The following is a 24,890-nucleotide window of genomic DNA, read 5'->3' as shown; positions in this document are numbered from 1 at the left end:
GCGAGCCTACTCCGCCTTGAGGCCCGCCTCCTTCGCGAGGCGGGCCCATTTGGCGAGGTCGTCGGCCACATAGGCCGCGAACTCGGCGGGCGTGCCGAACTGCGGGTCGGCACCCAGTTCGACGAACTTCTTCACGACATCGGGCGAGCGGACGGTGGCATCGACGGCCGCGTGCAGGCGACCCACCAGAGCCTTCGGCGTACCGGCTGGCAGGAAGACGCCATAGGAGATGGCCGCTTCGTACCCGGGCAGTCCGGACTCGGCGATGGTCGGAACGTCCGGAGCGGCCGCCGAGCGGGCGAGGGCGGTCTGCCCGAGCGCCTGCATCTTTCCGGCCTTCGCGTGAGGCAGCGCCGTCGACAGGCCGCCGAAATACAGGTCGACCTGGCCCGCCATGAGATCGGCCATCGCCGGGCCACCCCCCTTGTAGGGTACGTGCACGATGTCGAGCCGTCCCATCGCCTTGAAGAGCTCGAGCGCCAGATGGGTCGCGCCCCCCGCACCGGCGGAGGCCCCGTTCAGCTTTCCAGGCCGCGCACGGGCCAGCGCCAGCAGCGCGCCGATGTCCTTCGCCGGCAGGTCCGGCCGGACGACAAGCAGCATCGGATTGATGCCGACCGGCGCCACGGCGATGAAGTCCGTGCGAACGTCGTAGGGCATGGCGCGGTTGAGCGCCGGCGCCACCGTGGTCGAGCCGTTGGAGGCCAGCATGAACACGCTGCCGTCAGGGGGACTCTTGGCGGTGAAGCTCGCGGCGATCTCGCCGTTGGCGCCCGCCTTGTTTTCGACCACGACGGTGCGGCCCAGCCGCTCGCCGATGCCCGGCGCGATCACCCGGGTCAGCAGATCGTTGGGACCGCCGGGCGGGAAGCCCACGATGAAACGCAGCGGCCTGTCGGGAAAGTCCGGCGCCTGGGCGCGCGCAGGGGCCAGTGGAAGCGCGGCGAGGCCGGCGAGCAGGTGGCGGCGAAGGGGCTTGCTCATGCACGAAGTATGCTAGGCTTTTTCCCAACACAGGGAGGAAACAATAATGCAACGCAGGACATTCACGGCCGCCGGGACGGCGGCCCTGTTCGGCTCGCTGGCCGGGTTGCCGGCGCGCGCGCAGACGCTGGGCGGCGACGTCCGCTTCCTCTGCGGCTTCGCGCCGGGCGGGACGGCCGATCTGCTGTGCCGCATCATCGCCGAAGCGGCGACATCGGAAGTGGGCCAGAAGGTCATCGTGGACACCAAGACCGGCGCCAGCGGCTTCATTGCCAACGAGACGGTTGCCAATGCTCCGCCCGACGGGCGCACCATCGGCCTCGCCGCCATGGCCGCCATGTGCGTGTCGCCGGTGATGCCGGGACAGAAGCTGCCGATCAATGTCGATACCGACCTGACGCCCATCGCCAACATCGCCGGCGTCACCAACATGCTCGTGGTCGGCAAGCACATGCAGTACCGGACGATTCCGGAGATCATCGACTTCGCCAAGAAGAATCCCGGCAAGCTCACATACGCCTCGGCGGGCAACGGCACGTCGCAGCATCTCGCCGCCGAGCTGTTCAAGAAGATGGCGGGCATCAACATCCTGCATGTGCCCTATCGCGGTGGCGCGCCGGCGATCCAAGACATGATCTCGGGCAATTGCGACATGATGTTCGGCAACATGCCGGAGTTCCTGGGCCAGATTAACGGCGGCGGACTCATTCCGGTGGCCTTCGGTTCGCCCAAGCCATCTCCCATGTTTCCCAATTTGCCGCTGATCTCGAAATACCTGCCTGGATTCGAGGTGGTGAACTGGTTCGGCGTGTTCGGGCCGAGGGCCCTGCCGGCCAACCTGACGGACTACTGGAACAAGGCGTTGCGTGCGTCGGTCGCCAAGCCCGAGGTCCAGAAGCGCTTCGCCGAAAGCGGCATGGACACGATCATCGGTTCGCCCGCCGAGTTCAAGGCGACCATCATGGCAGATCGCAAGAAGTGGGAAGAGGTGATCAAGGAGGCGGGCATCCGCGCCGACTGATCATGCCGCTGGCCGTCACCGCGCACGGAGCGCTTCACTATGACGTCGTGGATCAGGCGGCGCCATGGGAGCGGGAAAACCTGCCGATCCTGTTCCATCACGGGATCGGTGCCAGCGCCGGCATCTGGACAGGCTGGCGGCCGGCGCTGGCCGATGCCTATCGGCTCGTCACCTTCGACATGCGCGGCTACGGTCGCTCGACGATCCCGGCAGCCGATTTCAGATGGTCGCTCGACTTGCTGGTCGAGGACGTGTTCGCGGTGGCCGATGCGGCCGGTGCGGAGCGGTTCCATCTGGTGGGCGAATCGATCGGCGGCACCGTGGCTCTGGCGGCGGCACTCTCGCGGCCCGGACGGATCACAACCCTCACCGTCAGCAACGGTGCCCATCTCGGCGCATCCATCCAGCGTGTCGAAGCCTGGCGACGGCAGCTCGACGAAGGTGGCTCGAAAGGGTGGTCCGACGTCTTCCTGCGTGATCGCTTTCACGACGGCGCCCTGTCGCCCGAGCGCCTGGCATGGTTCGCGGCGGAGCAGGAGAAGTGGTCGCGTGCCTCGATCCTGAACGCGCTCGGAGTCCTGATCGACACCGACCTCACGCGCCGGTTGTCCGACATCAAGTGTCCCACGCTGCTGTTGCATCCCGACGGCAGCCCGTTCATTCCAGTGTCCGTCATGGCAGACCTGCTTGGCGGCCTTCCCGACGCGGAGTTGAACGTCTTCGGCCGCTCGCGGCATGGGCTGCCATTCTCGCACGCTGTGCAATGCGCACAGAAGCTCAGGTCTTTTCTCGACTCCCGCAGGTTGGACTGATAATCGAGTTGTCAGACAACTAAGAATGACGAGGAAACAATGAGACGGATTCTGGCCGGCGCCGCGGCACTGGCGATCGCCTTTTCGGCGGCCCCCGGATTTGCCCAGGAAAAACTCAACGTCTGGTGGGTGAAGGGCTTCTACAAGTCCGAGGATGAGGCGCTGTTCGCCGCGATCAAGAAGTTCGAGGCCAAGACCGGCGTGAAAGTCGACCTGTCGCAGTATGCCGTGCAGGACATGATCCCCAAGACCGTCGCGGCCCTCGATTCCGGCTCGCCGCCCGACATCGCCTATTCCGATACGTACGACGTCCAGGTCGCGGGCAAGTGGGCCTATGACGGCAAGCTCGAGGACATCTCCGACGTCATCGAGCCGATGAAGGACCGCTTCGCGCCGGTCACCATCGAGACGGCCTATCTCTACAACGACAAGGCCAAGAAGAAGGCCTTCTACGGCTTCGTCCTGAAGCAGCAGACGCTGCACATCCAGTACTGGAAGGATATGCTGGCGACGGCCGGCTTCAAGGAGAACGACATCCCGGGCACCTGGAAGGAATACTGGTCCTTCTGGTGCGACAAGGTCCAGCCAGCCTATCGCAAGGCGACCAGCAGCCGCGTCTACGGCATCGGCAGCCCGATGGGCGTCGAATCGACCGATTCGTTCCAGTCGTTCCTGAGCTGGGTCGACGCCTACAACGTCAAGCTGGTCGACGATTCCGGCAAGCTGCTGGTCGACGACCCCAAGGTGCGCGAGGGTCTGATCGCGGCGCTGCGCGACTACACCGACGTCTACACAAAGGGCTGCACGCCGCCCTCGTCGACGACCTGGAAGGACCCCGACAACAACGTCGCCTTCCACAATCGCACGACGATCATGACGCACAACTACACGATCTCGATCGCGGCCAAGTGGCTGGACGACGCCAACAACGAGCAGCTGACGCCCGAGCAGCGCGCCGCCGGCCGCAAGGCCTACGACGAGCTGATCGCGACCGCCGGCTTCCCCAAGAAGCCCGACGGCACGGCGATGGTCTATCGTACGGCGGTGAAGGTCGGCGTGATCTTCCAGGACTCCAAGAACAAGCCGCGTGCGCGCGAGTTCCTGAAGTTCCTGCTCGAGGAGGAAAACCTCCGCCCCTATGTCGAGGGCGCGCTCGGCCGCTGGTTTCCGGTGACGAAGGCCAGCCAGGAGAGCCCGTTCTGGCAGGCCGACAAGCATCGCAAGGCCGTCTACGACCAGTTCAAGGCCGGCACGCTCCCGTTCGAGTTCACCAAGAACTACAAGTTCACCATCCTCAACAACGAGAACGTATGGGCCAAGGCGATGAACCGCGTGGTCAGCGAGAAGGTCTCGGTCGAGAAGGCGGTGGACGAGTTGATCGCTCGCATAAAGGAAGTGGCCAAGTAGGCCTCCACGCGTAAGTCTGCGAGTCGGGTACGCGTATGGCGGCAACCGCAATCGATACGGCGGCCCGCCGGGAGAAATCCCGGTGGGCGGGCTTGGGCCTGTCGGAGCGGCAGGCCTGGAGCCTGCTGTTCGTCGCGCCCTATGTCGCGATCTTCATCGGCTTCGTGCTGTTCCCGGTGGGCTACAGCTTCTGGCTGGCGCGCAGCCCGCAGCTCTATGTCGAGCTGGCGGCCGATCCGATCTTCCTGCGGACTGTCATCAACACCTTTGTTTTCCTGGTCGTCGCCATCAACGTGAAGATGGCGCTGGCGCTCTTCCTGTCCGGCTTCTTCACCCACAAGCGCTGGTGGGTGAAGGTCCTCGCGGTGCTGTTCGTGTTGCCCTGGGCGGTGCCCTCGATCCCGACCATCCTGTCGGTGCGCTTCATGCTCAATCCGGAGTGGGGCGTCATCAACCAGCTGATCTTCAGTCTCACCGCCGAGGACGGGCCGAACTGGCTGAACGATCCCGCGCTGGCGCTGACGCTCTCGATGCTGGTCCATATCTGGAAGTCGCTGCCCTTCTGGACGCTGATCCTGCTGGCCGGCCGGCTGGCCATCCCGGGCGAGCTCTACGAGGCCGCCTCGGTCGACGGGGCGGGCGCCTGGCATCGCTTCCGCTACATCACCTGGCCGTCGATGAGCACGCTCTACGTCACCTGCACGCTGCTCTCGATGATCTTCACGGTCGGCGACTTCAACAGCGTCTACCTGCTGACCGGCGGCGGCCCGGCCGATCTCACGCACGTGCTGGCGACGCTCGGCATCCGCTATCTGCGGCTCGACCAGGTCGGTCTCGCCATGGCGTCGATCGTGTGCGCGCTGCCGCTGATCCTGCCGCTCGTCTACTTCATGATGCGGCGGCTCTCGCGATGAGCCCGCGCAAGTTCCTGCGCACCGTCGGCTTCGAAAGCGGTCTGCTACTGATCGGCATCCCGGTGCTGCTGTGGACGCTGATCCCGATCTACCACATGTTCCTGTTCGCGATTTCACCCAAGGACGCGGCCTTCTCGGGCCAGCTCTGGCCGACTAGTCCGACCTTGCGCAATTTCGGCACGGTGGTGGGCCAGAAGCACCATTTCCTCAATCACTTCTGGCTGCAGATGTTCAACTCGGTGATCATCTCGGTCGGCACGGCGGCGATCACGCTGTTCGTGGCGACGGCCGCGGCCTTCGCCATCAGCCGGCTGCGCATGAAGGGCGGCCGCACGGTGATGAACCTCGCGCTGTTGACCTACTTCATCCCGGCCGCGTTCCTGGCGGTGCCGATGTACAAGACCATGGGCATGTACGGGCTGCTGAACAACGACTGGGCCCTGGTGCTCGCGATGGCCACCATCGCCTCGCCTTACGCGATCTGGATCCTGCGCCAGGCCTCCGACAAGCTGCCGGTCGAACTCGACGAGGCCGCCATGATCGACGGCGCCTCGCCGTTCCAGCTGTTCCGCCTGATCTACCTGCCGCTGATGGTGCCGTCGCTGATTGCCGTCGGTACCTACGCGCTGCTGCTGGCCTGGAACGAGTATCTCTACGCGTTCCTGCTACTGTCCAAGGACACGGCGATCACGCTCCCGGTCGCGCTCGGCAACTTCCTGTCGGCCGACGATTCGCCGTGGGAACTGCTGATGACGGCAGGCTTCCTCTACGCGCTGCCGCCGGCCGCCATCTACTATGCTTTCCGCCGCTACATGTCCTCGGGGCTCACGGCCGGTGCGGTAAAAGGCTAGGCCTCAGCCGCGCCGTGAGCGCTTGCGGATGAAGGACGCCCGCATCGCTTCCGCGAACTGCTCGACCTCGGTCCGCCAGCGCAGCGCCGGATCCCAGATCGCCGCGAGATCCATGCCGAGCACGATCCCGTTGGCGATGATCTTGGCCGTAGGGAGGTCCGTCTGGGTGGTCGCGGGGATGACGGCGGTACCGAGGCCCGCTCGCGCCAGCGCCAGGATCACCGTCCCCGAGCCACCTTCGTGGCGGATGCTCGGCGACAGGGAGAGCAATCGCAGGGCTGCGTCGAGCGTCAGGCGCGACTGGTACCCGCGGTCCAGCACCAGGAGATCGCGCTCGCTGAGGGTGCGCAGGTCGATCCCGTGCCGGCGCTCGCTGGCCGTGAAGGGAGCGGGCGAGGCCGCCAGAATGTCGAGCCGCACGATCTGGTGGTAGACGAGACCCGTGTCGTAGCGCGGGCGTCCGGTGATGCCCATCGAGGCCTCGCCGCTCAGCACCAGGTTCTCGATCTCGACGCCGTTCGCCTCGATGACGCCGATGCGGACGTTCGGCCGGGTCCGGACGACGTCCGCGATCCGCGGCGCCACCACCGTTTCGATCGTGTGGGCGGTCGCGGCCACCGTGATGTGCACCGCGGGCTGGACGCTGTTGACCCGGGCCGCCGCTTCCAGCCGGGCGATGCCTTCCAGCGCCGCCGAGGCCAGTGGCAGCAGGTCGTGCGCATCGCTGGTCGCCACCATGCCGCGGCCCGACGGTTCGAACAGAGGGAGACCCAGTCGGTGCTGGAATTCCGTGATGCGGCGGGAGAGGGCGGATTGCGAAATGTTGAGGCGCTCGGCGGCCTCGACGAGCGACCCCGACCGATAGACGGCCACGAAGGATTCCAGCAGCCGCTTGTGCATTCGTGCGAAATCCTCATCAATTAGTCTGCAAATAATGCACTTCATGCATAAAGTGGATTGGTGCTAGCGCTGCGTCAACCGCGCCCTGTGGCAACGCGACAGGGTCGCCCATCGAACGAAGACAGGAAGGACAAACCGGGATGAAGCGCCGCCGCCTCCTAGCCCTTGGATCCGTTGCCGCCGGATCGCTCGCCGCGAACCGGGCGTCCCGGGCGCAGGGCGCCTATCCCGACCGGCCGATCACGCTCGTCGTTGCCGCCCCGGCCGGCGGCGGCACAGACATCGTCGGCCGCATGTTCGCCGAGCACCTCTCCAAGGAGTTCGGCCAACAGGTCGTCGTCGACAACAAGGGCGGCGGCAACGGCAATATCGCCACGGCATTGGTCGCGAAGGCCAAGCCCGACGGCTACACGCTGCTGATGCAGTATTCGTCCTTCCATTCGGCGAATCCCGCGATGATCAAGAACCTCAACTGGTCGCCAAAGGACCTGACGGGTGTTGCCATGGGTGCGATCGCACCGCAGGTCATCGTCATCGCCAAGCGGGTACCGGCGGACAACCTCAAGGACTTCATCGCCTACGCCAAGGCCAATCCCGGCAAGCTCAACTACGCCTCCTTCGGGCCGGGTTCGGTCGCCCATATCGGTGGCGTGCTGCTGAACAAGGCCGCCGGCATCGATCTCGTGCACATTCCGTACAAGGGCGCGGGCCCGGTGAGTGCCGACCTGGTGGCGGGACAGGTGGAACTCGCGGTCATGAGTCCGCCGTCGGTCGCGGCGCACATCCGCAACGGCAATGTGAAGGCGCTCGCCATCGCCAACGAGGTGCGTCACCCCGCCTTTCCCGAGATTCCCACGACGGCGGAAGCGGGGCTGCCGAGTTTCATCTTCGATGCCTGGTACGGGATGTTCGCCCCGGCGGGTACGCCCAAGCCGATCGTCGACAAGCTGAATGCGGCGATGCGCAAGATCGCGAAGCTCGACGTCGTCATCGAGCGCTCGACCCAGCTGGGCACCGTCCTCAAGGACTGGACCCCCGAACAGTTCGACCAGTTCGTCGCCGCGGAAGGCGAGGTCTGGTCCAAGCTGATCCGCGAAAACAAGATCACCCTCGACGAATAGGGCCAAGGAGACAGACATGACAGGCTCATTGAACGCCAATGCCGGCCCGCGCATCCGCTACACCGCGGAGGAGGGCGCGCCCTACGAGACGATCACCGTGGACAAGCTGACCCCGATCATCGGGGCGGAACTGGGCGGCGTCGATCTCAGCAAGCCGTTGTCGAATCGCCAGCAGGACGAGATCCATCGTGCCCTGGCCGAGAACCTCGTGATCTTCTTCCGTGACCAGGTGCTGACGCCCGAGCAGCACATGGCGTTCGGCCGCCTGTTCGGCGAGTTGCACGTCCATCCCGCCGCGCCGCACGAGCCGGGCATGCCGGAGATGATGCGCATCCACTCCGACAAGAACAGCCCGCGTGCCAACGGCGAGGGCTGGCATACCGACGTGAGCTGCGAGGTCGAACCGCCGATGGGCTCGATTCTCCACATCAAGACCTGTCCGCCGCGCGGCGGCGATACGCTGTTCGCCAACATGTATGCGGCCTACGACGCCCTGTCGGACCGCATGAAGGCCTATCTCGACGGCATGATCGCCCTGCACGACGGCGAGCCGGTCTATCGCGGCCTCTTCAAGCCGATCGGCGTCGCCGACAAGGCGGAGTATCCGCGTGCCGAGCATCCGGTCGTGCGCACCCATCCGGTGACCGGCCGCAAGTGTCTCTACGTCAATGCCGGCTTCACCAGCCGCCTGCTGGGCGTGCCGCGCGACGAGGGCGACGCGGTCCTGCGCTATCTCTACCAGCACATGGAGAACCCGCTCTTCCAATGCCGCTTCCGCTGGCGCGAGAACTCGATCGCCTTCTGGGACAATCGCTGCGCCCAGCACCGCGCCATGTGGGACTACTGGCCCCACACCCGCAGCGGGCACCGCGTGACGGTCAAGGGCGACCGGCCTTTCTGATCATTGGAGCGGCGCTCCGATGAGTCCGACTACGCGCCCCTCGGCAGGGTCGCCATGAAGGCCTTGAGCCGCGGCGCCCACTTGGCGGCGTCGAGGCCCGAGGCGGAGTGGCCGAGCTCGCTGTCGATCTCGAAATAGTCGGCGGTTACGCCGGCGGCCTTCAGCTTCTCCATCACGCCGGGGGCGATCGAGGGCGGGAACAGCTTGTCGGTGCGCGAGATCACGTAGAGCACCTTGGCCTTGATCTTCGGCATGTCCTTCTCGGCGTCGAAGTTCACGCTGGCGCGGCGCAGAACGACCAGCGAATTGCCGTCGAACACTTTCGACCAGGTCTCGGCACGCCTCACGATCTCGGCCTCGCGCTTTTCCTTGTCGGGAAACTGCGCGGCGAGCTGCTCGTCGATCCCGTAGCGCTTCAGGGTCGCCACGCGCATCTCGGTCAGGACCTTGGTGATCCCGCCATTCTCGTAGTAGTGCCCGCCGTTCCAGTTCGGGTCCTTGGCCAGCGCATCGATCAGTGCCTTGACCGAGGCTTCGCCGCCCGAGCCCTTGGGCGCGCTGACCACCGGCACCAGCCCGTCCATGAAATCGGGATATGTGACGCCCCATTGGAAAGTCTGGTAGCCGCCGAAGGAAGGACCGGCGACCGCAACGAGGTGTTTCACGCCGAGACTGTCGAGCAGGGCCTTCTGCGCGTTGACGATGTCGACCAGCGTGATGGTCGGGAAATCGGGGCCGTAGGGCTTGCCGGTCTTCGGGTTGAGCTGCGCTGGATTGGTCGAACCGTAGGAGGAGCCCAGCATGTTGGACGACACGACGAACAGCCTGTTCGTGTCGATCGCCTTGCCCGGGCCGACCAGCCCGTCCCACGAACCTTCCGCGCCGTTGGCCCCGACGCGGCCGGCCATGTGCTGGCTCGACGTATAGCCGTGGGTCAGCAGCACGGCGTTGCGGCCGTCGGGCGCGAGGGTGCCGTAGGTTTCGTAGGCGATCCTGACGTCGGGCATGACGGTGCCGCTTTCGAGGCGGAACTCCTTCATGGTGAAGAACTTCTTCTCGATGTTCACGAGTTCTCCCTGGGCGGAGGCGGCCGTTGCCGTAACGAAGGGCGCGGCGGCGAGCGCGGCAAGCAATGGACGGCGGAAAAGGGGTGAAACCATCTGATCCTCCTTGATCATGCGCGGGCGGGCTGGAGCGACAGGTCCGCGACGGCGTGCGCGGCCAGCCGCTTGCGATCACGTTCGGGGCGGATGAAGAGCAGGCCGATGAGGCCGCCGGCGAGCAGCAGGAGGCCCAGGATGACATATCCCTGCTCGTAGCCGGCGAGGGGCGTCGCCGCATTCTGGATCATCGAGCCCATGATTCGGGGCGCGAGGACGCCTGCGAAGGTCACGACCGAGGTGGTGATGGCCAGCATGGCGGCGCGCTGCGGGTGAGGGGTGAGTTCGCTGATGATCATGGGCAGGACGACGTAGATCGTGCTGCCGATCGCGGACCCGAACACCAGGGCGGCGATCTTGAGGGCGTCCGAGGGCATGGCCCCCACGAAGGGAAGCACGCAGCCGCCGGCCAGGATGGTGAGGCACGGAACGACGCCGCGGCAGAGGCGGCTGGATACGCCCTTTCGCTTCAATCTCTGGGAAACGTAGCCACCGGCCAGGACCACGAGCGCGCCGAAGACCCAGGGCAGGACCGTCAGGTTCCCGCCGAGCTTCTGGCTGAATCCCAGGCCCGCGACGAGGTAGGAGGTGAACCAAGTGAGGCCGAGCGCCAGGCCCCAATAGCTGGCAAAGCCCGCGGCGCAGGCGGCGAGGATGGTCGGGCAGGTGAGCAGGTAGCGGTAGGGCACCCGCTCGTTGCCGCTGCTCGTGTTGCTGACCGGCGCATCGACCAGGGTGCCTTCGCGGCCGAAGATCAGCCACAGCACGGCCCAGACGAGGCCTGCGATGCCGAGCGCGCCGAACGCCCAGTGCCAGGAGTATTTTTCGATGATCCAGTTGAGCAGGGGCACGGCGATGATGACGCCGAACGCCGATCCCTGGGCGATGACGGCCGTCGGTAGTCCGCGCAGCGAGTCTGGAAACCACTTGTAGATGGCGTGGGTGGCGACCGGGCCGGCCGGTCCTTCGCCCGCGCCGAGGATGATGCGGCAGATGATGAGCGTCTCCAGGCTTACCATGCCAAGCATCGGAAACTGCACCACCGACCAGATGATCGCCATGACCAGCAGCGTGTGTTTGGTCTGCACGCGGTTGGAGATGAAGCCGACGACGATCGCGGAGATCGCGAACAGCAGGAAGAACGCCGACCCGATGTCTCCGAACTGTTCGGGCGTGAGGCCGAGATCGCGGGTGAGGGGAACGGCGGCCAAGCCAACCACGACCTTGTCGGCGAAGTTGATCAGCATGAAGAGAAAGAGCAGGGCAGTCATGCCCCAGGCCCCCTTGAGGGGCCGGTCCTGGACGGTCACGCGGCGATTCTCCCAACCCGCCCGTTCGCATCGGGCTTTCGCTCATCAGACGTGAGCGCCGATGGCTCGTCAAGGAAAGCGCGGCGCGTCATACTTTGCGCAAAAGGGAGCGAAACGAAATGACGAAGATAATGAAGGCCGGCCGTCGCGCGGTCCTGGCTGGAGCCGCCAGTCTTGGGGCCGCGAGCCTAGGGGCCGCCGGTTCAGTGCGTGCGCAGAACTTCCCTTCTTCGCGCGTCACCCTGGTGGTGCCATTTCCACCCGGCGCCTCGACCGACACGACGATGCGCGTGATCGCCGACAAGCTTTCGCAGATGTGGAGCCAGCCTGTTCTGGTCGAAAACAAGGGCGGCGGCAACGGCATCATCGCCGCCGAGGCGGTGAAGAACGCCCGGCCCGACGGCTATACGCTGCTCGCTACCTCGTCGATGACGCATGCCGGCAATCCGGTGCTCTACGACAAGTTGCCCTACGATCCGATCGCCGACTTCGAGCCGATCACGCGCATGAGCCTGGTGCCGATGGCGGTGCTGGTCACCAAGAAGCTCGGCGTGAAGACGCTGGCCGAGCTGACGGCGAAGCTCAAGGCCGAGCCGGGCAAGCACAATTTCGGCTCGGGCGCGATCTCGGCGCGTGTGGCGGGCGAACTCTATCGCATGCAGGCGGGCATCGATGCGGTCTCGGTGTCCTACAAGAACAATCAGCAGGCCGCGCCTGACCTGAACAACGGCATCATCACCTTTATGATCTGCGACACGGGCAGCGCCAAGATGATCCTGGCCTCGGGCTGGGCCGACGCTCTTGCGGTGACGCAGGCCGAACCCTATGCGGCGCTGCCTGGCGTGCCGAGCGCGCCGCAGGCCGGCATGCCGGGGCTGATTTTCACCACCTGGTCGGCCTTCTATGCGCCCAAGGGCACGCCGCGCGACATCATCGTGAAGCTCAACAAAGACATCATCGCCGCCGGCACCTCGCCGGAGATCCTGGCCAAGCTGGAGAACATGGGCGGCGCCCCGAGCTTCACCACGCCGGAGGGCTTGATGGAGTTCACCAGGAGCGAGATCGAAGCGTGGCGGAAGGTGGTGAAGTCCGCGAACATCAAGATCGAGTAGGAGGCCGAGCGAAGCCCGGCCAATGAGCGTCAGGCCGCGGCTTGGTGACAAGCCGCCAAGCGAAGCAATGTCCGGGAGCGCCGAAGAAAAAGCGATCACACGAGGCTCATGACCGCGCCATCGCCATAAGACACCGCCACCTCCCCATGTGAATGGGGAGGACCGCAAAGAAAAAGGGGCACCTCGCGGCGCCCCTTTCGCTTTCACGCTATGCGAGCGATCACTTCTTCACGAACGGACAATTGCCCTCGCTCATCGGACGAAAGGCCTCGTTGCCGGGCACCGTGGCGATCAGCTTGTAGATATCGTCCTTGTTCTTGGACTCCGCCGGTGTCTTGACCTGGAACAGGTACATGTCGCGCTCCAGGCGGCCGTCCTCGCGCAGCTTGCCGTTCTTGGTCATGACGTCGTTGACGGGGATTTCCCGCATCTTCGCCATCACCGCCTTCGGCTCGTCGGTGCCCGCGGCCTGCACGGCCTTGAGGTAGTGCAGGGTCGAACTGTAGACGCCGACCGTCAGCATGCTGGGGATCTTGTCCTTCTTGGCGCGGAAACGCTTGGTCCACGCCCGGGTCTCGTCGTTCAGATCCCAGTAGAAGGCTTCGGTGAGGACGAGGCCCTGTGCCACCGGCAGCGTGAGGGCGGCGACGTCGGTCGAGAAGACGAGCAGGCCGGCGAGGCGCTGTCCGCCCTTGGTGATGCCGAACTCGCCCGCCTGCTTGATCGAGTTGATCGTGTCCTGGCCCGCATTGGCGAGGCCGATGACCTTGGCCTTCGAGGCCTGGGCCTGCAGCAGGAAGGACGAGAAGTCCTGGGTGCTGAGCGGATGCTTGACGCCGCCCAATACCTTGCCGCCGGCCGCCTTCACGACCGCGGTCACGTCACGCTCGAGCGCGTGGCCGAAAGCGTAGTCGGCGGTGAGGAAGTACCAGGAGTCGCCGCCGTCCTTCACGACCGCGCCGCCGGTCACCTTGGCCAGCGAATAGGTGTCGTACACCCAGTGCGCGCCCGTGGGCGAGCAGGCGGGACCGGTGAGGTCGGCCGAGGCCGCGCCTGTGTTGATGTCGATCATGCCCTTTTCCTGGGCAATCTTGCGCACCGCCAGCGCCACCGAGGAGGTGCCGATGCCAGTGATCATCTTCACGCCGTCGACATCGTACCACTTGCGGGCGATGGCGGCGCCCACGTCGGGCTTGGTTTGGTGGTCGGCCTGCAGGACCTCGATCGGACGGCCAAGGACCTTCCCGCCGAAATCGTCGATCGCCATCTGGATGGCTTCGACTTCGCCCTGGGTCAGGTCGCCGTAAACGCCCGAAAAGCCTTCCATGACGCCGATCTTGAGCGGCTGCGGCGCCTGGGCCTGGGCGTAGGCGGCGAGGCCGACGACGACGAGGCCTGCCACGGCGGCCGCCGCTCCGGCACGCCGGATGCTGGTGTTGAACTTCATGAACTCGATCCTCCCAATGTGTTCCCCGTTTCTGGTCGCCGAAATCTAGCGGCGGGGCGAAGCGGACGCCAGTGCTGGACAGACGGACAAAGCTTCGATTAATTCGCGGCACAGGGAGCGCCGATGGCCAACGAAGATGTAATTCTCGAGGCGACCGGGCTGACGAAGGAGTTCAAAGGCTTCGTCGCGGTCAAGAACGTCAATCTGCGAGTCAAACGACACACAATTCACGCGTTGATCGGGCCAAATGGCGCGGGCAAGACGACGTGCTTCAATCTGCTGACGCACTTCCTGACGCCCACGGCCGGCCAAATTCACTTCAACGGTCGCAATATAACCGGCAGTTCCCCTGCCGCCATCGCCCGCATGGGCCTGGCCCGGTCCTTCCAGATTTCGGCCGTCTTTCCGCATCTGAGCGTTCGGGAGAACGTCCGCGTCGCCCTGCAGCGCAAACTTGGCAATTCCTTCCAGTTTTGGCGCTCTGAGAGCGTTCTTGCCCGGCTGGATCCCCGGGCGCTGGAACTGGTCGGTGCCGTGGGCCTCGCGGACTTCGCCGAAGCGCCGGCCGTCGATCTTCCCTACGGCCGCAAGCGTGCGCTGGAGATTGCCACCACTCTGGCCCTGGAGCCCGAGATGATGCTGCTCGACGAGCCGATGGCAGGCCTCGGGCAGGAGGACATCAAGCGCATCGCCTCCCTGATCCGTACCGTCGCCAAGGACCGCACCGTCCTGATGGTCGAGCACAACATGTCGGTCGTCGCCGACCTCTCCGACACGATCACCGTGCTGGCGCGCGGCGAAGTGCTGGCCGAAGGGCCCTACGCCACGGTCTCCAAGCATCCCGCCGTCGTCGAGGCTTATGTCGGAACCGGTCATGGCTGAGACACTTCTCAAAGTCGCGGGCCTGCAGGCCTGGTACGGCGAATCGCACATCCTCCACGGCGTCGACTTCGAGATCCGCCGCGGCGAACTCGTGACGCTGCTCGGGCGCAACGGGGCGGGGAAGACCACGACCCTGCGTTCGATCATGGGCATCCTCGGCAAGCGCACCGGGTCGATCGCCTTCGAGGGCCGTGAGACGACCGGCATGACCTCCGATCACATCGCCCGCCTCGGCATCGCCTATTGCCCGGAGGAGCGCGGCATCTTCTCGAGCCTGAACGTCGACGAGAACCTGCGCCTGCCGCCGGTCGTCAAGCCGGGCGGGCTCAGCATCGAGGAGATCTACAAGCTCTTTCCCAACCTTCTGGAGCGGCGGTACAGCCAGGGCACCAAACTGTCGGGCGGCGAGCAGCAGATGCTGGCCATCGGCCGCATCCTGCGCACCGGCGCCACCCTGCTGCTGCTCGACGAGCCCACCGAAGGCTTGGCGCCGGTCATCGTGCAGCGCATCGGCGAGATCATCCGCCAACTCAAGAGCCGTGGCTTCACCATCCTGCTGGTCGAGCAGAATTTCCATTTCGCGGCGACGGTCGCGGACCGCCACTATGTGATGGAGGACGGTCGCGTGATCGACACGGTGGCGTCGAGCGACGTGCAGCAGAGCATCGGCAAGCTGCAATCCTATCTGGGGGTATGAGGCCGCCATGTTCGAACTTCTAGGCATTCCCCCGCAGGCGCTGTTCGGCCAGCTCCTGCTCGGCCTGATCAACGGCGCGTTCTACGCCATGCTGAGCCTCGGCCTCGCCGTGATCTTCGGCATGCTGAACGTCATCAACTTCACGCACGGCGCCCAGTACATGATGGGCGCCTTCGCGGCCTGGCTGCTGCTCGGCATCCTTGACGTGCCGTTCTGGGCCTCGCTCGTGATCGCACCGATCATCGTGGGCCTGTTCGGCATCGTGCTCGAGAAGCTGCTGCTCAAACGAATCTATCACCTCGACCATCTCTACGGCTTTCTGCTGACCTTCGGCCTGGCACTGGTGATCGAGGGGCTGTTCCAGTGGAAGTGGGGCTCCTCGGGCGCTCCCTATCCCAACCCGATCCCTGGCGGCTTCAACCTCGGTTTCATGTTCCTGCCGACCTATCGCGGGTTCGTCGTGCTGGCGGCGCTCGTGATCTGCCTCGCCACCTGGTACGGCATCGAGCGCACCAAGCTCGGCGCCTACCTGCGGGCGGCCACCGAAAACCCGACGCTGGTTCGCGCCTTCGGTATCAACGTGCCGCGCCTGATCACGCTGACCTACGGTCTGGGCGTGGGGCTCGCCGCTCTGGCCGGCGTACTCGCCGCACCGATCCAACAGGTTTCGGCGCTGATGGGCGTCAACCTCGTGCTGGTCGTCTTCGCGGTCGTGGTGATCGGCGGGATGGGCTCGATCATGGGTTCGATCGTCACTGGCTTCGGGCTCGGCCTGATCGAGGGTCTGACCAAGGTGTTCTATCCGCCGGCCTCCAACACGGTGATCTTCGTCGTCATGGCGCTCGTCCTGCTGATCAAGCCGGCCGGCCTGTTCGGGCAGACCAAATGAACGCGACCCGCATCGGCTACGCCGTCCTGATCGTGCTGGCGCTCGTCGCGCCGCTGTTCGCCTATCCCGTCTTCCTGATGAAGGCGCTGTGCTTCGCGCTCTTCGCCTGCGCCTTCAACCTGCTGCTGGGGTATGCGGGCCTCATGAGCTTCGGCCACGCCATGTTCTTCGGCATGGCGGGCTATTTCTACGGCCATGTCGTGAAGGCATGGGACCTTGCCCCCGAGGCCGGCCTGCTGGCTGGCGTCGGGGGCGCGGCCCTGCTCGGTCTGGTAACCGGTGCCCTCGCGATCCGTCGCCAGGGCATCTACTTCGCCATGATCACGCTCGCCTTCGCGCAGATGGTGTTCTTTTTCTGCGTGCAAGCGCCGTTCACCGGCGGTGAGGACGGGCTGCAGGGCATTCCGCGCAAGGCGCTGCTGGGGGGGCTGATCCCGACCAAGGACGATCGGGTGCTCTACTACGTCGTGCTGGCGATCTTTCTGTTCGGCTACGCTGCCATCTACCGCTTCATCCACTCGCCCTTCGGCCAGGTGCTGAAGGCGATCCGCGACAACGAACAGCGCGCCCAGTCGCTGGGCTACGAGGCCGACCGCTACAAACTCCTGGCCTTCGTCCTGTCGGCTGCGCTGGCCGGCCTCGCTGGCGCCACCAAGGCGATGGTGCAGCAGTTCGCGACCCTCACCGACGTCGCTGCCTCGACCTCCGGCGAGGTCGTCTTGATGGCGCTGGTCGGCGGCCTCGGCACCATCATCGGTCCGGTGGTCGGCGCCTTCATCATCGTCACCATGCAGAACTACCTGGCCTTCACGGGCGAGTTCGTGTTGGTGATCCAGGGCGCCATCTTCGTCGTCATCGTGCTGGCCTTCCGCAAGGGAGTCGTCGGCGAGTTCGCGGAGTGGTGGAAGCGCCGCCAGGCGCGCTGACGGATGGCAGCCGCGCGCAAGCCCCTGGCGTGGCGGCTGGTTCCTGCGCTCGGCCTCCTCATCGCCCTCGCGATCTCGCTGGCCATTGGGCGGGGCTCGCTCTCACCGACCCTGGCCACCCTGCTGCCCGTCATCGAATTGGCGGTGCTGATGGCGACGGTTTTCTCGTCCGTCCATCATGCCGATGTGATCGCCCACCGGCTGGGCGAGCCCTACGGCACGCTCGTGCTGACGGTGGCCGTGACGGTGATCGAGGTCGCGCTGATCCTGTCGATCATGCTGGCGGGCGACGGCAATGCGGGCCTCGCGCGCGAGACGGTCTTCTCAGTGATCATGGTCGTGTGCAACGGCATGGTCGGCCTCTGCCTGATCGTGGGCGGCCTGCGCTACGGCGAGCAGGGGTTCCGCCTGCCCGGCGCCAACGCCTATCTCGTGGTGCTGATGCCGCTGGCGACGCTGACGCTGATCCTGCCGACCTATACGACCAGCGCGCCGGGACCATTCTATTCGCCCACGCAGCTCGTCTTTGTGAGCTTCGTCACCCTCATCCTGTATGGCGTCTTCCTCTACGTCCAGACGATCCGGCACCGCGACTACTTCCTCTCCGATTCTGGCGACAGTCACGGCGAAGCCGGTAGCGACCCAACGCCGGCCGAGTTCTGGGAAAGCGTCGGTCAGCTCTTGGTCTCGCTGGTCGCGGTGGTGCTCCTGGCCAAGGGCTTCTCCGGCTCGGTCGAGAAGGTTGTCACCGCCGTTGGCGCGCCGCGGGATGCGGTCGGTCTCCTGGTCGCGCTGCTGGTGCTGCTGCCCGAGACCCTGGCGGCGTTGCGCGCGGCGCGGCGCGACGAGCTGCAGAAGAGCCTGAACCTGGCACTGGGTTCCTCACTCGCCACGATCGGCCTCACCATTCCGGCGGTCAGCCTGCTGGCCATGGTGCTGAACCAGCCGCTCGCTCTGGGTATCGACACGCATGACATCGTGCTGCTGGTCCTGACGTTCGGCGTCAGCCTCGTGACCTTCGGCGGGGGGCGGACGAACATCCTGCCCGGCTTCGTCCACCTGGTCCTGTTCGCGACCTTCGTCTTCCTCATTTTCGTGCCGTAAGGCGACAGGGAGGGGCCGGATGGGCAGGGCCCTTGCCCGCCGCCGCCTTTCGCGCGAAGAACGAAGCCATACCCAGGGGGAAACGACCGACATGTCCGAGCTTTCCGAAGACCAGCTGTTCGCCGAGCTGCGCAAGATCGATACGCCGACCATCACCAACGTGGTCGCGACCTATCCCAAGAACCCCCTCTGCCTCGGCCTCTACAATCCGTGGACCGAGAACTGGTACACCGACACCTCGATCCGCTGCATGTATCCGGAGATGGGCGCCATCATCGGATATGCCGTCACCTGCGTGTACGGGTTGCCCGATCCCAACTTCGCCGGCCGGCTGACCTTCATGGACGTAGTCGACGCACTCGACGCCATGAAGAAGCCGACCATCCTGGTGATCCAGCAGAAGTGGCCGCCGGAGCTTATGAACAAGGCAGGCCTCGCCGGCGAGATGATGACGACCTCCATGCAGGCGGTGGGCTGCGTCGGCCTGCTGTCGAACGGCCCGTCGCGCGACGTCGATGCGATCCGCCGCATGAAGTTCCAGATGCTGCTGGGCGGTGTCACGGCCGGGCACGGCGAGATGGCGGTGCAGTCGGTCAACGCGCCGGTGTCGGTCGGCGGCATGGATGTGGCGCCGGGTGAACTGATCCACATGGACGAGAACGGCGCCGTTAAATTCCCCGCCCAGCATGCGCGTGCCGTGCTGAAGAACGCCCAGGCGATGCTGGCCGACGAGGCCGAGAAGCTCGAGAAGATGCGGAAGGCCAAGACGGCTGCCGAGATCCGCGCGATCAACTCCGGCGGCACCTACGGCGCGAAGAAGGGCTGACGCCGGGCCATGTCCGAGACCGTCGCCGAGCCGCGGCCGATTCGCTGGGGCCTGGCGGCCAAGCTTTTCGCGATCCTGCTGCTGCTGGGGGCGGTGGCGGTCCTGATCACCGGGGTGCTGGGCTACATCCAGGCCCGCGAGGCGCTTGAGCGGGCGATCTTCGACCAGCTTACGGCGGCGCGCGAGACCAAGGCGCATCAGGTTGAGGGGTACTTCCGGACCGTCCGCAGCGAGATGCGCCTGCTCGCCGCCTCCAAGATGGTCGTCGATGCCACGCGCGGCTTCCGCGAGGCGGTCGACGAGTTCGACCGGAAGGAGGTGCCGGCCGGTGTGAAGCAAGCTGTTCAGGGGTGGTACGATGGCCACTACCTGCCGATGGTGCGCAAGCTGCTGGGGGCGAACGTGCCGACCGCAGAGTTCATGCCGGTCAGTTCTGCCGCTTACTTCCTGCAGGACCTCTACATCGTCCGTAATCCCCATCCGGACGGGCGGCGGGATCTGCTCGACGACGCCGGCGACGGCAGTGCCTACAGCAAGCTTCATGCGGTCTATCACCCGCTGATGCGAACCGCGGCCGCGACACTCGGCTTCCAGGATTTCATGATCGTCGATCCGAGGACGGGGCGCGTGATCTATACGGTCGACAAGGATCCCGATTTCGCGACCTCGCTTCGCGCCGGCCCCTATCGCCAGTCCAACCTCGCCGCCGCCGCCGCGCGCTGCGCCAGTGCCCCCGATCCGTCGGCGACATGTCTCGAGGATTTCTCGCCCTATTTGCCCGCGGAAGGCTTGCCCTCGGCCTTCATGGCGGCCCCTGTCATCGACCAGGGTGTCGTGACCGGGGTGCTGATCGCTGAGCTGTCCATCGAGGAGATCGACAGCATCGTCACGGGCGGCCGGCGCTGGCGCAACGAGGGCTTTCGCTCGACCGGCGAGGCCTACCTCGTCGGTCCGGACTTCCGGGTACGCTCGAGCGGCCGCAGCTTCTTCGAGAACCGCGACCGGTACTTCTCGGAGTTGAGGGCCGGCGGGGCACCCGAGGAGGACATTGCCGCGATCCAGCGCTTCGGCTCCCCGATTCTGCACCAGCACGCCGATACGTCGGCGACGCGGGCCGCGGTCGGAGGCGTCGAAGGTTTCGGCGAGATCGTGGGCTATCGCGGCATTCCCACGCTGGCCTCATGGGGTCCCGTCAGGGTCTCCGGCGTGAAGTGGGGACTCGTGGCCAAGATCGACAGCGATGAGGCCTTCGCGCCGGTCTACCGATTGAAGCGCGACCTGATGATCGTCGGCGCCATCGCCTTCCTGGTCGTGATCGTGACGGGCGCCTGGCTCTCCCGCTCGCTGCTGGGGCCGTTGCGCGACCTGACGGCCGGCGTGCGGCGCTTTGCGGCCGGCGATCACGAGGCCCATGTCCCGGTCCGCTCGCGCGACGAGATCGGCCAGCTCTGCCTTGCCTTCAACGGCATGATCGACGACCTCAACCAGAAGAACCTCGTCATCGAATCGAAGAACCGCGAGAACGAGGAGCTTCTTCTCAACGTCCTGCCGGCGCCGATCGCCAACCGGCTGCGAGGTGGCGAGAAGGGGATCGCCGACGGCTTCGCCGAGGTCACGGTCGCTTTCGCAGACCTCGTCGGATTCACGCAGCTCTCGTCGGAGATGCCGCCGGCGGAGGTCGTCACCCTGCTGAACGGACTGTTCACCCGCTTCGACGTCGCCGCCAGCGAACTGGGAATCGAGAAGATCAAGACCGTCGGCGACGCCTACATGGCGGTTTGCGGGCTCCCCGTGCCGGTGCCGAACCACGCCGAGCGCATGGTGCGCATGGCCATCCGGATGGTGCACATCACCCGCGAGCACGCGATGGAGCACGGCGTGTCGATGAAGCTGCGCGTCGGCATCAACAGCGGCCCGGTCGTGGCCGGCGTCATCGGCAAGAGCAAGTACATCTACGATCTGTGGGGCGACACGGTGAACCTGGCGAGCCGCATGGAATCAGGTGGCATTCCCGATTCGGTGCAGGTCACGCGTCCGGTCTACGAGAAGCTCAAGGACCAGTTCGTCTTCGAGGCGCGCGGCGAAATCGAGGTCAAGGGCAAGGGCAATGTTGAGGCCTGGGTCCTGAGATTGTGAGCCTCAGGCGAGACCGAAGCTCAGCTTGATGGCGACGATCAGTCCCGTGACCGCAATGCTCGACAGGATGAGGCCGAACACGCGGCTCACGATCTCGATGCCGGGCTTGCCGAGCAGGCGGAACAATGTTCCCGCCAGCGCATAGGAGAGGAAGAGCAGGACGAGGCAGAGGACCAGGATCGCGGTTGTCGTGATCTGCTCGCCGATCGAACGGACATTGTTGTCGGTCAAGAGGACGACTGTCAGGATCGCGCCGGCGCCTGCGATTCCCGGGACCGCCAGCGGGAACACCGCGCGCTGGAGCGGCGTCGCATCCTCCGGCATGCTCAGCGCATCCTCCGTCACCTTGCCCAGCACCATCTTCAGGCCGAACAGCAGCAGCACGAGCGAACCTGCGAGTTGGAACGACGCCATGGGAATGTGCAGCGCCGACAGAAGCGGTCGTCCGACCACGATGAAGAAGAGCAGAATCAGGAACGCGACGCCGAGCGCATAGGCCGCGACCTGGAGCGAACGCCTGCGGTCCAGACCGGCCGTGACCATCAGGAAAATGGGGACCGTCGCGATGGGATCGAGGATGACGAAGAGCGTGACGAACTCGTAGAAGAAGTCGCTCAGGAACGTCGGAGTCACGCGGGGATCCCTGACTGTTACACGGGCGGACGGCGCGCGATCGCACGTCCTCGGTTTGCCGGGGCGCTACATCAATCGCCGGGTGCGACCGTGTCAATGCGGTTGGGCTTCGGTCGTTCGAGGCGCGGGACAGCGGCTAAGAACTTGCCTAGAGTATGCAGGCCGGGGCCCGATGCAGCCTCGGCGAGCCTTCGTGAGGGAGCGCCATGACTGACCGGTTTGACACTGATGCCACTCCCAAGGCTCCGGCGGGCAAACGGGTCTATGTGGCGCCCGTGCTGCAACGCTTGGGAACCCTGCCGGACATCACCCTGTCTGTCGGCGGTTCGGGAGCGAACGACGGCCGGGGAAGGGGCGCCCGGAGCAAGACCAGCACGTAGGCCTGCGGCTCCCTGGCCATCTCGCGACCCGCCAGCGAAGTCATGGCGAAGTGGGAGACTCGGAGATATTCGAGTCTAGGCGCCCTGCCTTTGGAGGGGACCGGTACCCGCGCAGGTCTGGCTGCCGGACCGTCAAGCAAAGCAACCCTTAGAAACAAAGCCGAAGATCCCGAACTGAAGACGCTGCTCCGAGGCCAGCCTGCAGGACAGCTCGATCTGGATTGATCCGACCGGGCACGGGCGACCCATCTCGAAGCGCAAGGGCACGCACTCGGTGCCGGCAGGTGCCCATGGTCTATTTCGGATTGCGGTTCTGTATTTCGTGGATCGGATCCGCGCCTCTGGTCAACCGCGGTCGCGATGCTCTAACAATCGCGGCCAATCATTCACGCATCATATCCCGGGGGATCATCGCTCATGCAACTCGACAAGACAGTGGCCGCGGTCGTTACCGGCGGCGCGTCCGGCCTCGGTGCCGCCACCTCGCGCATGCTGGCCTCTCACGGCGTGAAGGTCGCGATCTTCGACCTCAACGAGGAACAGGGCGAGGCGCTCGCCAAGGAGATCGGCGGCGTCTTCTGCAAGGTCAACGTGACGTCGACCGAAGAGGTCGATGCCGGGTTCGCGAAGGCGCGGGCGGCCCACGGGCAGGAGCGCATCCTGGTGAACTGCGCCGGCGTTGGCGGCGGTGCCCAGAAGACCGCATCGCTCGACCGGACGACCGGCGCTCCCAAGGAGTATCCGCTGGAGAACTTCGAGCGCATCATCAACGTCAATCTCATCGGCACATTTCGCTGCATCACGAAGTCCGCGGCGGGCATGCTGACGCTGGCCCCGCAGCCCGACGGGGATCGCGGCGTGATCCTCAACACTGCCTCGGTCGCGGCCGAGGACGGCCAGATCGGCCAGGTCGCCTATACGGCCTCGAAGGCCGGCGTCGTCGGCATCACCCTCGTGGTGGCGCGCGACCTCTCCAACGAGGGCATCCGCTGCAATACGATCCTGCCCGGCATCTTCGACACGCCGCTGCTGGCGCGCGCGCCGGAAAACGTCAAGGCGGCGCTGGCCGCCTCGGTGCCGTTCCCCAAGCGCCTGGGACGCCCCGAGGAATATGCGCAGGTCGCCCATACGATGATCACCTGCGGGTACTTCAACGGCGAAGACGTCCGCATCGACGGCGCCATCCGCATGGCGCCACGCTGAGCCGGCACCGGGAAAGGACAGAACAATGACCGAAGCATGGATCATCGATGCCTGCCGCACGCCCCGCGGCGTCGGCAAGGCGGGCAAGGGCGCGCTGTGGGAGATTCATCCGCAACAGCTCGGCGCGACCGTTCTCAAGGCGATCGCCGACCGCAACAAGATCGACACGAAGGCGGTCGGCGACGTGATCTGGGGGACGGCCGCCCAGGTCTCGAAGCAGAGCGGCGATCTCGGTCGCATGTCGGCCCTGGATGCCGGCTATGACGTCAAGGCGAGCGGCATCACGATCGACCGGTTCTGCGGTTCGGGCATCAGTGCCGTGAGCCTCGCCGCCGCCTGCATCAAGTCGGGCATGGAAGACCTGGTGGTGGCCGGCGGTACGGAGATGATGTCGATGGATCGCAGCCGCGGCAGCGGGCCGCCGGTCATGGACAACGGCAATCTGCGCCTGCGCCTGCATCATCCGCAGACGCACCAGGGCATCTGCGCCGACGCCATCGCCACGCTCGAGAAGATCCCGCGCCAGGCGCTGGACGAGGCGGGCTATATCAGCCAGCAGCGCGCGGCGATTGCCATCACCGAGGGCCGCTTCGCGAAGTCGCTGATCCCCGTCTACAAGGAAGACGGCACGCTCGCCCTGGATCGCGAGGAATATCCGCGTCCGCAGACGACCCGCGAGGGGCTGGCAAGCCTCAAGGCCGCCTTCGCGGCGATGGCCGATGTGCCGCTCGACGACAAGGGCATGACCTATCGCTCGCTGATCCTGCAGGCCTATCCCGGCCTCGAGATCGAGCATGTCCATCACGCCGGCAATTCCTCCGGCGTCGTCGACGGCTCGGCTGCCGTGCTGCTCGCCTCGCCCGACTATGCCAAGGCTCATGGCCTCAAGCCGCGTGCCCGGGTCGTCGCCATGGCGAACATGGGTGACAGCCCCGAGCTGATGCTCAATGCGCCGGTGCCAGCGGCCCGCAAGGTGCTGGAGAAGGCCGGCCTCACGAAGAACGACATCGACCTCTGGGAGATCAACGAGGCCTTCGCCGTCGTCTCGGAGAAGTTCGTGCGCGACCTCGATCTCGATCGCGACAAGGTCAACGTCAACGGCGGTTCGATCGCGCTCGGCCACCCGATCGGCGCGACCGGCGCCATCCTGATCGGCACGGTCCTCGACGAGCTCGAGCGGCAGGACAAGCAGTTCGGCCTCGTCACGATGTGCGCCGCCGGCGGCATGGCGCCGGCGATCATCATCGAGCGCATCTGAGAAACCCTTCGACGAA

At 65.6% G+C, this 24,890-nt stretch carries 23 protein-coding genes; 17 read left to right on the top strand and 6 right to left on the bottom strand.

What is annotated here, in order from left to right; translation table 11 throughout:
• Window positions 1–6: 6 nt before the first annotated feature.
• Window positions 7–984 (bottom strand): Bug family tripartite tricarboxylate transporter substrate binding protein, encoded by a 978-nt coding sequence (locus tag LJ725_RS07620; protein WP_230550034.1) that lies wholly within the window; start codon window positions 982–984, stop codon window positions 7–9.
• Between the two features lie 46 nt (window positions 985–1,030).
• Between LJ725_RS07620 and LJ725_RS07615 the strand changes: the two genes are divergently transcribed.
• Genes LJ725_RS07615 through LJ725_RS07595 form a run of 5 tightly spaced genes read left to right on the top strand, consistent with a single transcriptional unit; the run spans window position 1,031 to window position 5,989 of the window.
• Window positions 1,031–2,005 (top strand): Bug family tripartite tricarboxylate transporter substrate binding protein, encoded by a 975-nt coding sequence (locus LJ725_RS07615; protein ID WP_230550033.1) that lies wholly within the window; start codon window positions 1,031–1,033, stop codon window positions 2,003–2,005.
• A 2-nt stretch (window positions 2,006–2,007) separates the two neighbouring features.
• Complete coding sequence (locus LJ725_RS07610) at window positions 2,008–2,817, top strand: alpha/beta fold hydrolase (protein ID WP_230550032.1); 810 nt, start codon at window positions 2,008–2,010, stop codon at window positions 2,815–2,817.
• Window positions 2,818–2,856: 39 nt separating this feature from the next.
• Window positions 2,857–4,224, top strand: a complete 1,368-nt coding sequence (locus LJ725_RS07605) for an ABC transporter substrate-binding protein (RefSeq protein WP_230550031.1) — start codon at window positions 2,857–2,859, stop codon at window positions 4,222–4,224.
• Window positions 4,225–4,259: 35 nt separating this feature from the next.
• Window positions 4,260–5,138, top strand: a complete 879-nt coding sequence (locus tag LJ725_RS07600) for a carbohydrate ABC transporter permease (protein ID WP_230550030.1) — start codon at window positions 4,260–4,262, stop codon at window positions 5,136–5,138.
• Complete coding sequence (locus tag LJ725_RS07595) at window positions 5,135–5,989, top strand: carbohydrate ABC transporter permease (RefSeq protein WP_230550029.1); 855 nt, start codon at window positions 5,135–5,137, stop codon at window positions 5,987–5,989. The genes LJ725_RS07600 and LJ725_RS07595 overlap by 4 nt, the downstream gene beginning before the upstream one ends.
• Before the next feature lie 3 nt (window positions 5,990–5,992).
• On the opposite strand, the gene LJ725_RS07590 is transcribed toward LJ725_RS07595, so the two are convergent.
• Window positions 5,993–6,889 (bottom strand): LysR family transcriptional regulator, encoded by an 897-nt coding sequence (locus LJ725_RS07590; protein ID WP_230550028.1) that lies wholly within the window; start codon window positions 6,887–6,889, stop codon window positions 5,993–5,995.
• A 140-nt stretch (window positions 6,890–7,029) separates the two neighbouring features.
• Between LJ725_RS07590 and LJ725_RS07585 the strand changes: the two genes are divergently transcribed.
• Both LJ725_RS07585 and LJ725_RS07580 read left to right on the top strand, forming a co-directional pair.
• Window positions 7,030–8,010, top strand: a complete 981-nt coding sequence (locus LJ725_RS07585; protein WP_230550027.1) for a Bug family tripartite tricarboxylate transporter substrate binding protein — start codon at window positions 7,030–7,032, stop codon at window positions 8,008–8,010.
• 16 nt (window positions 8,011–8,026) lie between these two features.
• Entirely contained in the window at window positions 8,027–8,911 is an 885-nt protein-coding gene (locus LJ725_RS07580; RefSeq protein ID WP_230550026.1) for a TauD/TfdA dioxygenase family protein, read from the top strand.
• Between the two features lie 29 nt (window positions 8,912–8,940).
• On the opposite strand, the gene LJ725_RS07575 is transcribed toward LJ725_RS07580, so the two are convergent.
• Both LJ725_RS07575 and LJ725_RS07570 read right to left on the bottom strand, forming a co-directional pair.
• Entirely contained in the window at window positions 8,941–10,071 is a 1,131-nt protein-coding gene (locus LJ725_RS07575; protein WP_230550025.1) for a homoserine O-acetyltransferase family protein, read from the bottom strand.
• A gap of 14 nt (window positions 10,072–10,085) precedes the next feature.
• Window positions 10,086–11,381 (bottom strand): MFS transporter, encoded by a 1,296-nt coding sequence (locus LJ725_RS07570; RefSeq protein ID WP_230550024.1) that lies wholly within the window; start codon window positions 11,379–11,381, stop codon window positions 10,086–10,088.
• A gap of 119 nt (window positions 11,382–11,500) precedes the next feature.
• Between LJ725_RS07570 and LJ725_RS07565 the strand changes: the two genes are divergently transcribed.
• Window positions 11,501–12,493: a Bug family tripartite tricarboxylate transporter substrate binding protein gene (locus tag LJ725_RS07565; protein ID WP_230550023.1), complete on the top strand. Its 993-nt coding sequence runs from the start codon at window positions 11,501–11,503 to the stop codon at window positions 12,491–12,493.
• 220 nt (window positions 12,494–12,713) lie between these two features.
• On the opposite strand, the gene LJ725_RS07560 is transcribed toward LJ725_RS07565, so the two are convergent.
• Complete coding sequence (locus LJ725_RS07560) at window positions 12,714–13,940, bottom strand: ABC transporter substrate-binding protein (protein WP_230550022.1); 1,227 nt, start codon at window positions 13,938–13,940, stop codon at window positions 12,714–12,716.
• 123 nt (window positions 13,941–14,063) lie between these two features.
• Between LJ725_RS07560 and LJ725_RS07555 the strand changes: the two genes are divergently transcribed.
• The 7 genes from LJ725_RS07555 to LJ725_RS07525 all read left to right on the top strand — a co-directional run bounded on the left by LJ725_RS07555 (window position 14,064) and on the right by LJ725_RS07525 (window position 21,400).
• Window positions 14,064–14,822, top strand: coding sequence for an ABC transporter ATP-binding protein (locus LJ725_RS07555; RefSeq protein ID WP_230550021.1), 759 nt, complete (start codon window positions 14,064–14,066; stop codon window positions 14,820–14,822).
• Window positions 14,815–15,519 (top strand): ABC transporter ATP-binding protein, encoded by a 705-nt coding sequence (locus tag LJ725_RS07550; protein ID WP_329958345.1) that lies wholly within the window; start codon window positions 14,815–14,817, stop codon window positions 15,517–15,519. Before LJ725_RS07555 ends, LJ725_RS07550 begins: the two co-directional genes overlap by 8 nt.
• A gap of 7 nt (window positions 15,520–15,526) precedes the next feature.
• A complete protein-coding gene (locus LJ725_RS07545; RefSeq protein ID WP_230550019.1) occupies window positions 15,527–16,408 on the top strand; it encodes a branched-chain amino acid ABC transporter permease in 882 nt (293 codons plus the stop codon).
• Window positions 16,405–17,334, top strand: coding sequence for a branched-chain amino acid ABC transporter permease (locus LJ725_RS07540; protein WP_230550018.1), 930 nt, complete (start codon window positions 16,405–16,407; stop codon window positions 17,332–17,334). Before LJ725_RS07545 ends, LJ725_RS07540 begins: the two co-directional genes overlap by 4 nt.
• A 3-nt stretch (window positions 17,335–17,337) precedes the next feature.
• On the top strand, window positions 17,338–18,438 hold the full coding sequence (locus LJ725_RS07535) for a calcium:proton antiporter (protein ID WP_230550017.1): 1,101 nt from the start codon (window positions 17,338–17,340) through the stop codon (window positions 18,436–18,438).
• A 91-nt stretch (window positions 18,439–18,529) separates the two neighbouring features.
• A complete protein-coding gene (locus LJ725_RS07530; protein ID WP_230550016.1) occupies window positions 18,530–19,264 on the top strand; it encodes an RraA family protein in 735 nt (244 codons plus the stop codon).
• 9 nt (window positions 19,265–19,273) lie between these two features.
• Window positions 19,274–21,400, top strand: a complete 2,127-nt coding sequence (locus tag LJ725_RS07525; RefSeq protein ID WP_230550015.1) for an adenylate/guanylate cyclase domain-containing protein — start codon at window positions 19,274–19,276, stop codon at window positions 21,398–21,400.
• 3 nt (window positions 21,401–21,403) lie between these two features.
• Here the strand turns inward: LJ725_RS07525 and LJ725_RS07520 are convergent, their stop codons facing one another.
• Window positions 21,404–22,033 carry a MarC family protein gene (locus LJ725_RS07520; protein ID WP_230550014.1) on the bottom strand — a complete coding sequence of 210 codons (630 nt, stop codon included), beginning with the start codon at window positions 22,031–22,033 and terminating at the stop codon, window positions 21,404–21,406.
• A gap of 797 nt (window positions 22,034–22,830) precedes the next feature.
• Here LJ725_RS07520 and LJ725_RS07515 point away from each other — a divergent pair.
• Window positions 22,831–23,616 carry an SDR family NAD(P)-dependent oxidoreductase gene (locus LJ725_RS07515; protein ID WP_230550013.1) on the top strand — a complete coding sequence of 262 codons (786 nt, stop codon included), beginning with the start codon at window positions 22,831–22,833 and terminating at the stop codon, window positions 23,614–23,616.
• Window positions 23,617–23,641: 25 nt separating this feature from the next.
• Window positions 23,642–24,874: an acetyl-CoA C-acetyltransferase gene (locus tag LJ725_RS07510; RefSeq protein WP_230550012.1), complete on the top strand. Its 1,233-nt coding sequence runs from the start codon at window positions 23,642–23,644 to the stop codon at window positions 24,872–24,874.
• Window positions 24,875–24,890 lie beyond the last annotated feature (16 nt).

It is taken from the genome of Reyranella aquatilis, assembly GCF_020880995.1.
GTDB classification, from domain to species: Bacteria; Pseudomonadota; Alphaproteobacteria; order Reyranellales; family Reyranellaceae; genus Reyranella; species Reyranella aquatilis.
This window is presented reverse-complemented; position numbering and strand designations above follow the sequence as displayed.

Excerpts from the sequence above, each read along its gene's own strand:
- LJ725_RS07510 (WP_230550012.1), top strand. The coding sequence starts at position 23,642 with ATGACCGAAGCATGGATCATCGATGCCTGCCGCACGCCCCGCGGCGTC.
- LJ725_RS07550 (WP_329958345.1), top strand. The coding sequence starts at position 14,815 with ATGGCTGAGACACTTCTCAAAGTCGCGGGCCTGCAGGCCTGGTACGGC.
- LJ725_RS07610 (WP_230550032.1), top strand. The coding sequence starts at position 2,008 with ATGCCGCTGGCCGTCACCGCGCACGGAGCGCTTCACTATGACGTCGTG.
- LJ725_RS07605 (WP_230550031.1), top strand. The coding sequence starts at position 2,857 with ATGAGACGGATTCTGGCCGGCGCCGCGGCACTGGCGATCGCCTTTTCG.
- LJ725_RS07620 (WP_230550034.1), bottom strand. The coding sequence starts at position 984 with ATGAGCAAGCCCCTTCGCCGCCACCTGCTCGCCGGCCTCGCCGCGCTT.
- LJ725_RS07575 (WP_230550025.1), bottom strand. The coding sequence starts at position 10,071 with ATGGTTTCACCCCTTTTCCGCCGTCCATTGCTTGCCGCGCTCGCCGCC.
- LJ725_RS07535 (WP_230550017.1), top strand. The coding sequence starts at position 17,338 with ATGGCAGCCGCGCGCAAGCCCCTGGCGTGGCGGCTGGTTCCTGCGCTC.
- LJ725_RS07600 (WP_230550030.1), top strand. The coding sequence starts at position 4,260 with ATGGCGGCAACCGCAATCGATACGGCGGCCCGCCGGGAGAAATCCCGG.
- LJ725_RS07530 (WP_230550016.1), top strand. The coding sequence starts at position 18,530 with ATGTCCGAGCTTTCCGAAGACCAGCTGTTCGCCGAGCTGCGCAAGATC.
- LJ725_RS07615 (WP_230550033.1), top strand. The coding sequence starts at position 1,031 with ATGCAACGCAGGACATTCACGGCCGCCGGGACGGCGGCCCTGTTCGGC.
- LJ725_RS07555 (WP_230550021.1), top strand. The coding sequence starts at position 14,064 with ATGGCCAACGAAGATGTAATTCTCGAGGCGACCGGGCTGACGAAGGAG.
- LJ725_RS07580 (WP_230550026.1), top strand. The coding sequence starts at position 8,027 with ATGACAGGCTCATTGAACGCCAATGCCGGCCCGCGCATCCGCTACACC.
- LJ725_RS07560 (WP_230550022.1), bottom strand. The coding sequence starts at position 13,940 with ATGAAGTTCAACACCAGCATCCGGCGTGCCGGAGCGGCGGCCGCCGTG.
- LJ725_RS07545 (WP_230550019.1), top strand. The coding sequence starts at position 15,527 with ATGTTCGAACTTCTAGGCATTCCCCCGCAGGCGCTGTTCGGCCAGCTC.
- LJ725_RS07540 (WP_230550018.1), top strand. The coding sequence starts at position 16,405 with ATGAACGCGACCCGCATCGGCTACGCCGTCCTGATCGTGCTGGCGCTC.
- LJ725_RS07595 (WP_230550029.1), top strand. The coding sequence starts at position 5,135 with ATGAGCCCGCGCAAGTTCCTGCGCACCGTCGGCTTCGAAAGCGGTCTG.
- LJ725_RS07585 (WP_230550027.1), top strand. The coding sequence starts at position 7,030 with ATGAAGCGCCGCCGCCTCCTAGCCCTTGGATCCGTTGCCGCCGGATCG.
- LJ725_RS07590 (WP_230550028.1), bottom strand. The coding sequence starts at position 6,889 with ATGCACAAGCGGCTGCTGGAATCCTTCGTGGCCGTCTATCGGTCGGGG.
- LJ725_RS07525 (WP_230550015.1), top strand. The coding sequence starts at position 19,274 with ATGTCCGAGACCGTCGCCGAGCCGCGGCCGATTCGCTGGGGCCTGGCG.
- LJ725_RS07515 (WP_230550013.1), top strand. The coding sequence starts at position 22,831 with ATGCAACTCGACAAGACAGTGGCCGCGGTCGTTACCGGCGGCGCGTCC.
- LJ725_RS07565 (WP_230550023.1), top strand. The coding sequence starts at position 11,501 with ATGACGAAGATAATGAAGGCCGGCCGTCGCGCGGTCCTGGCTGGAGCC.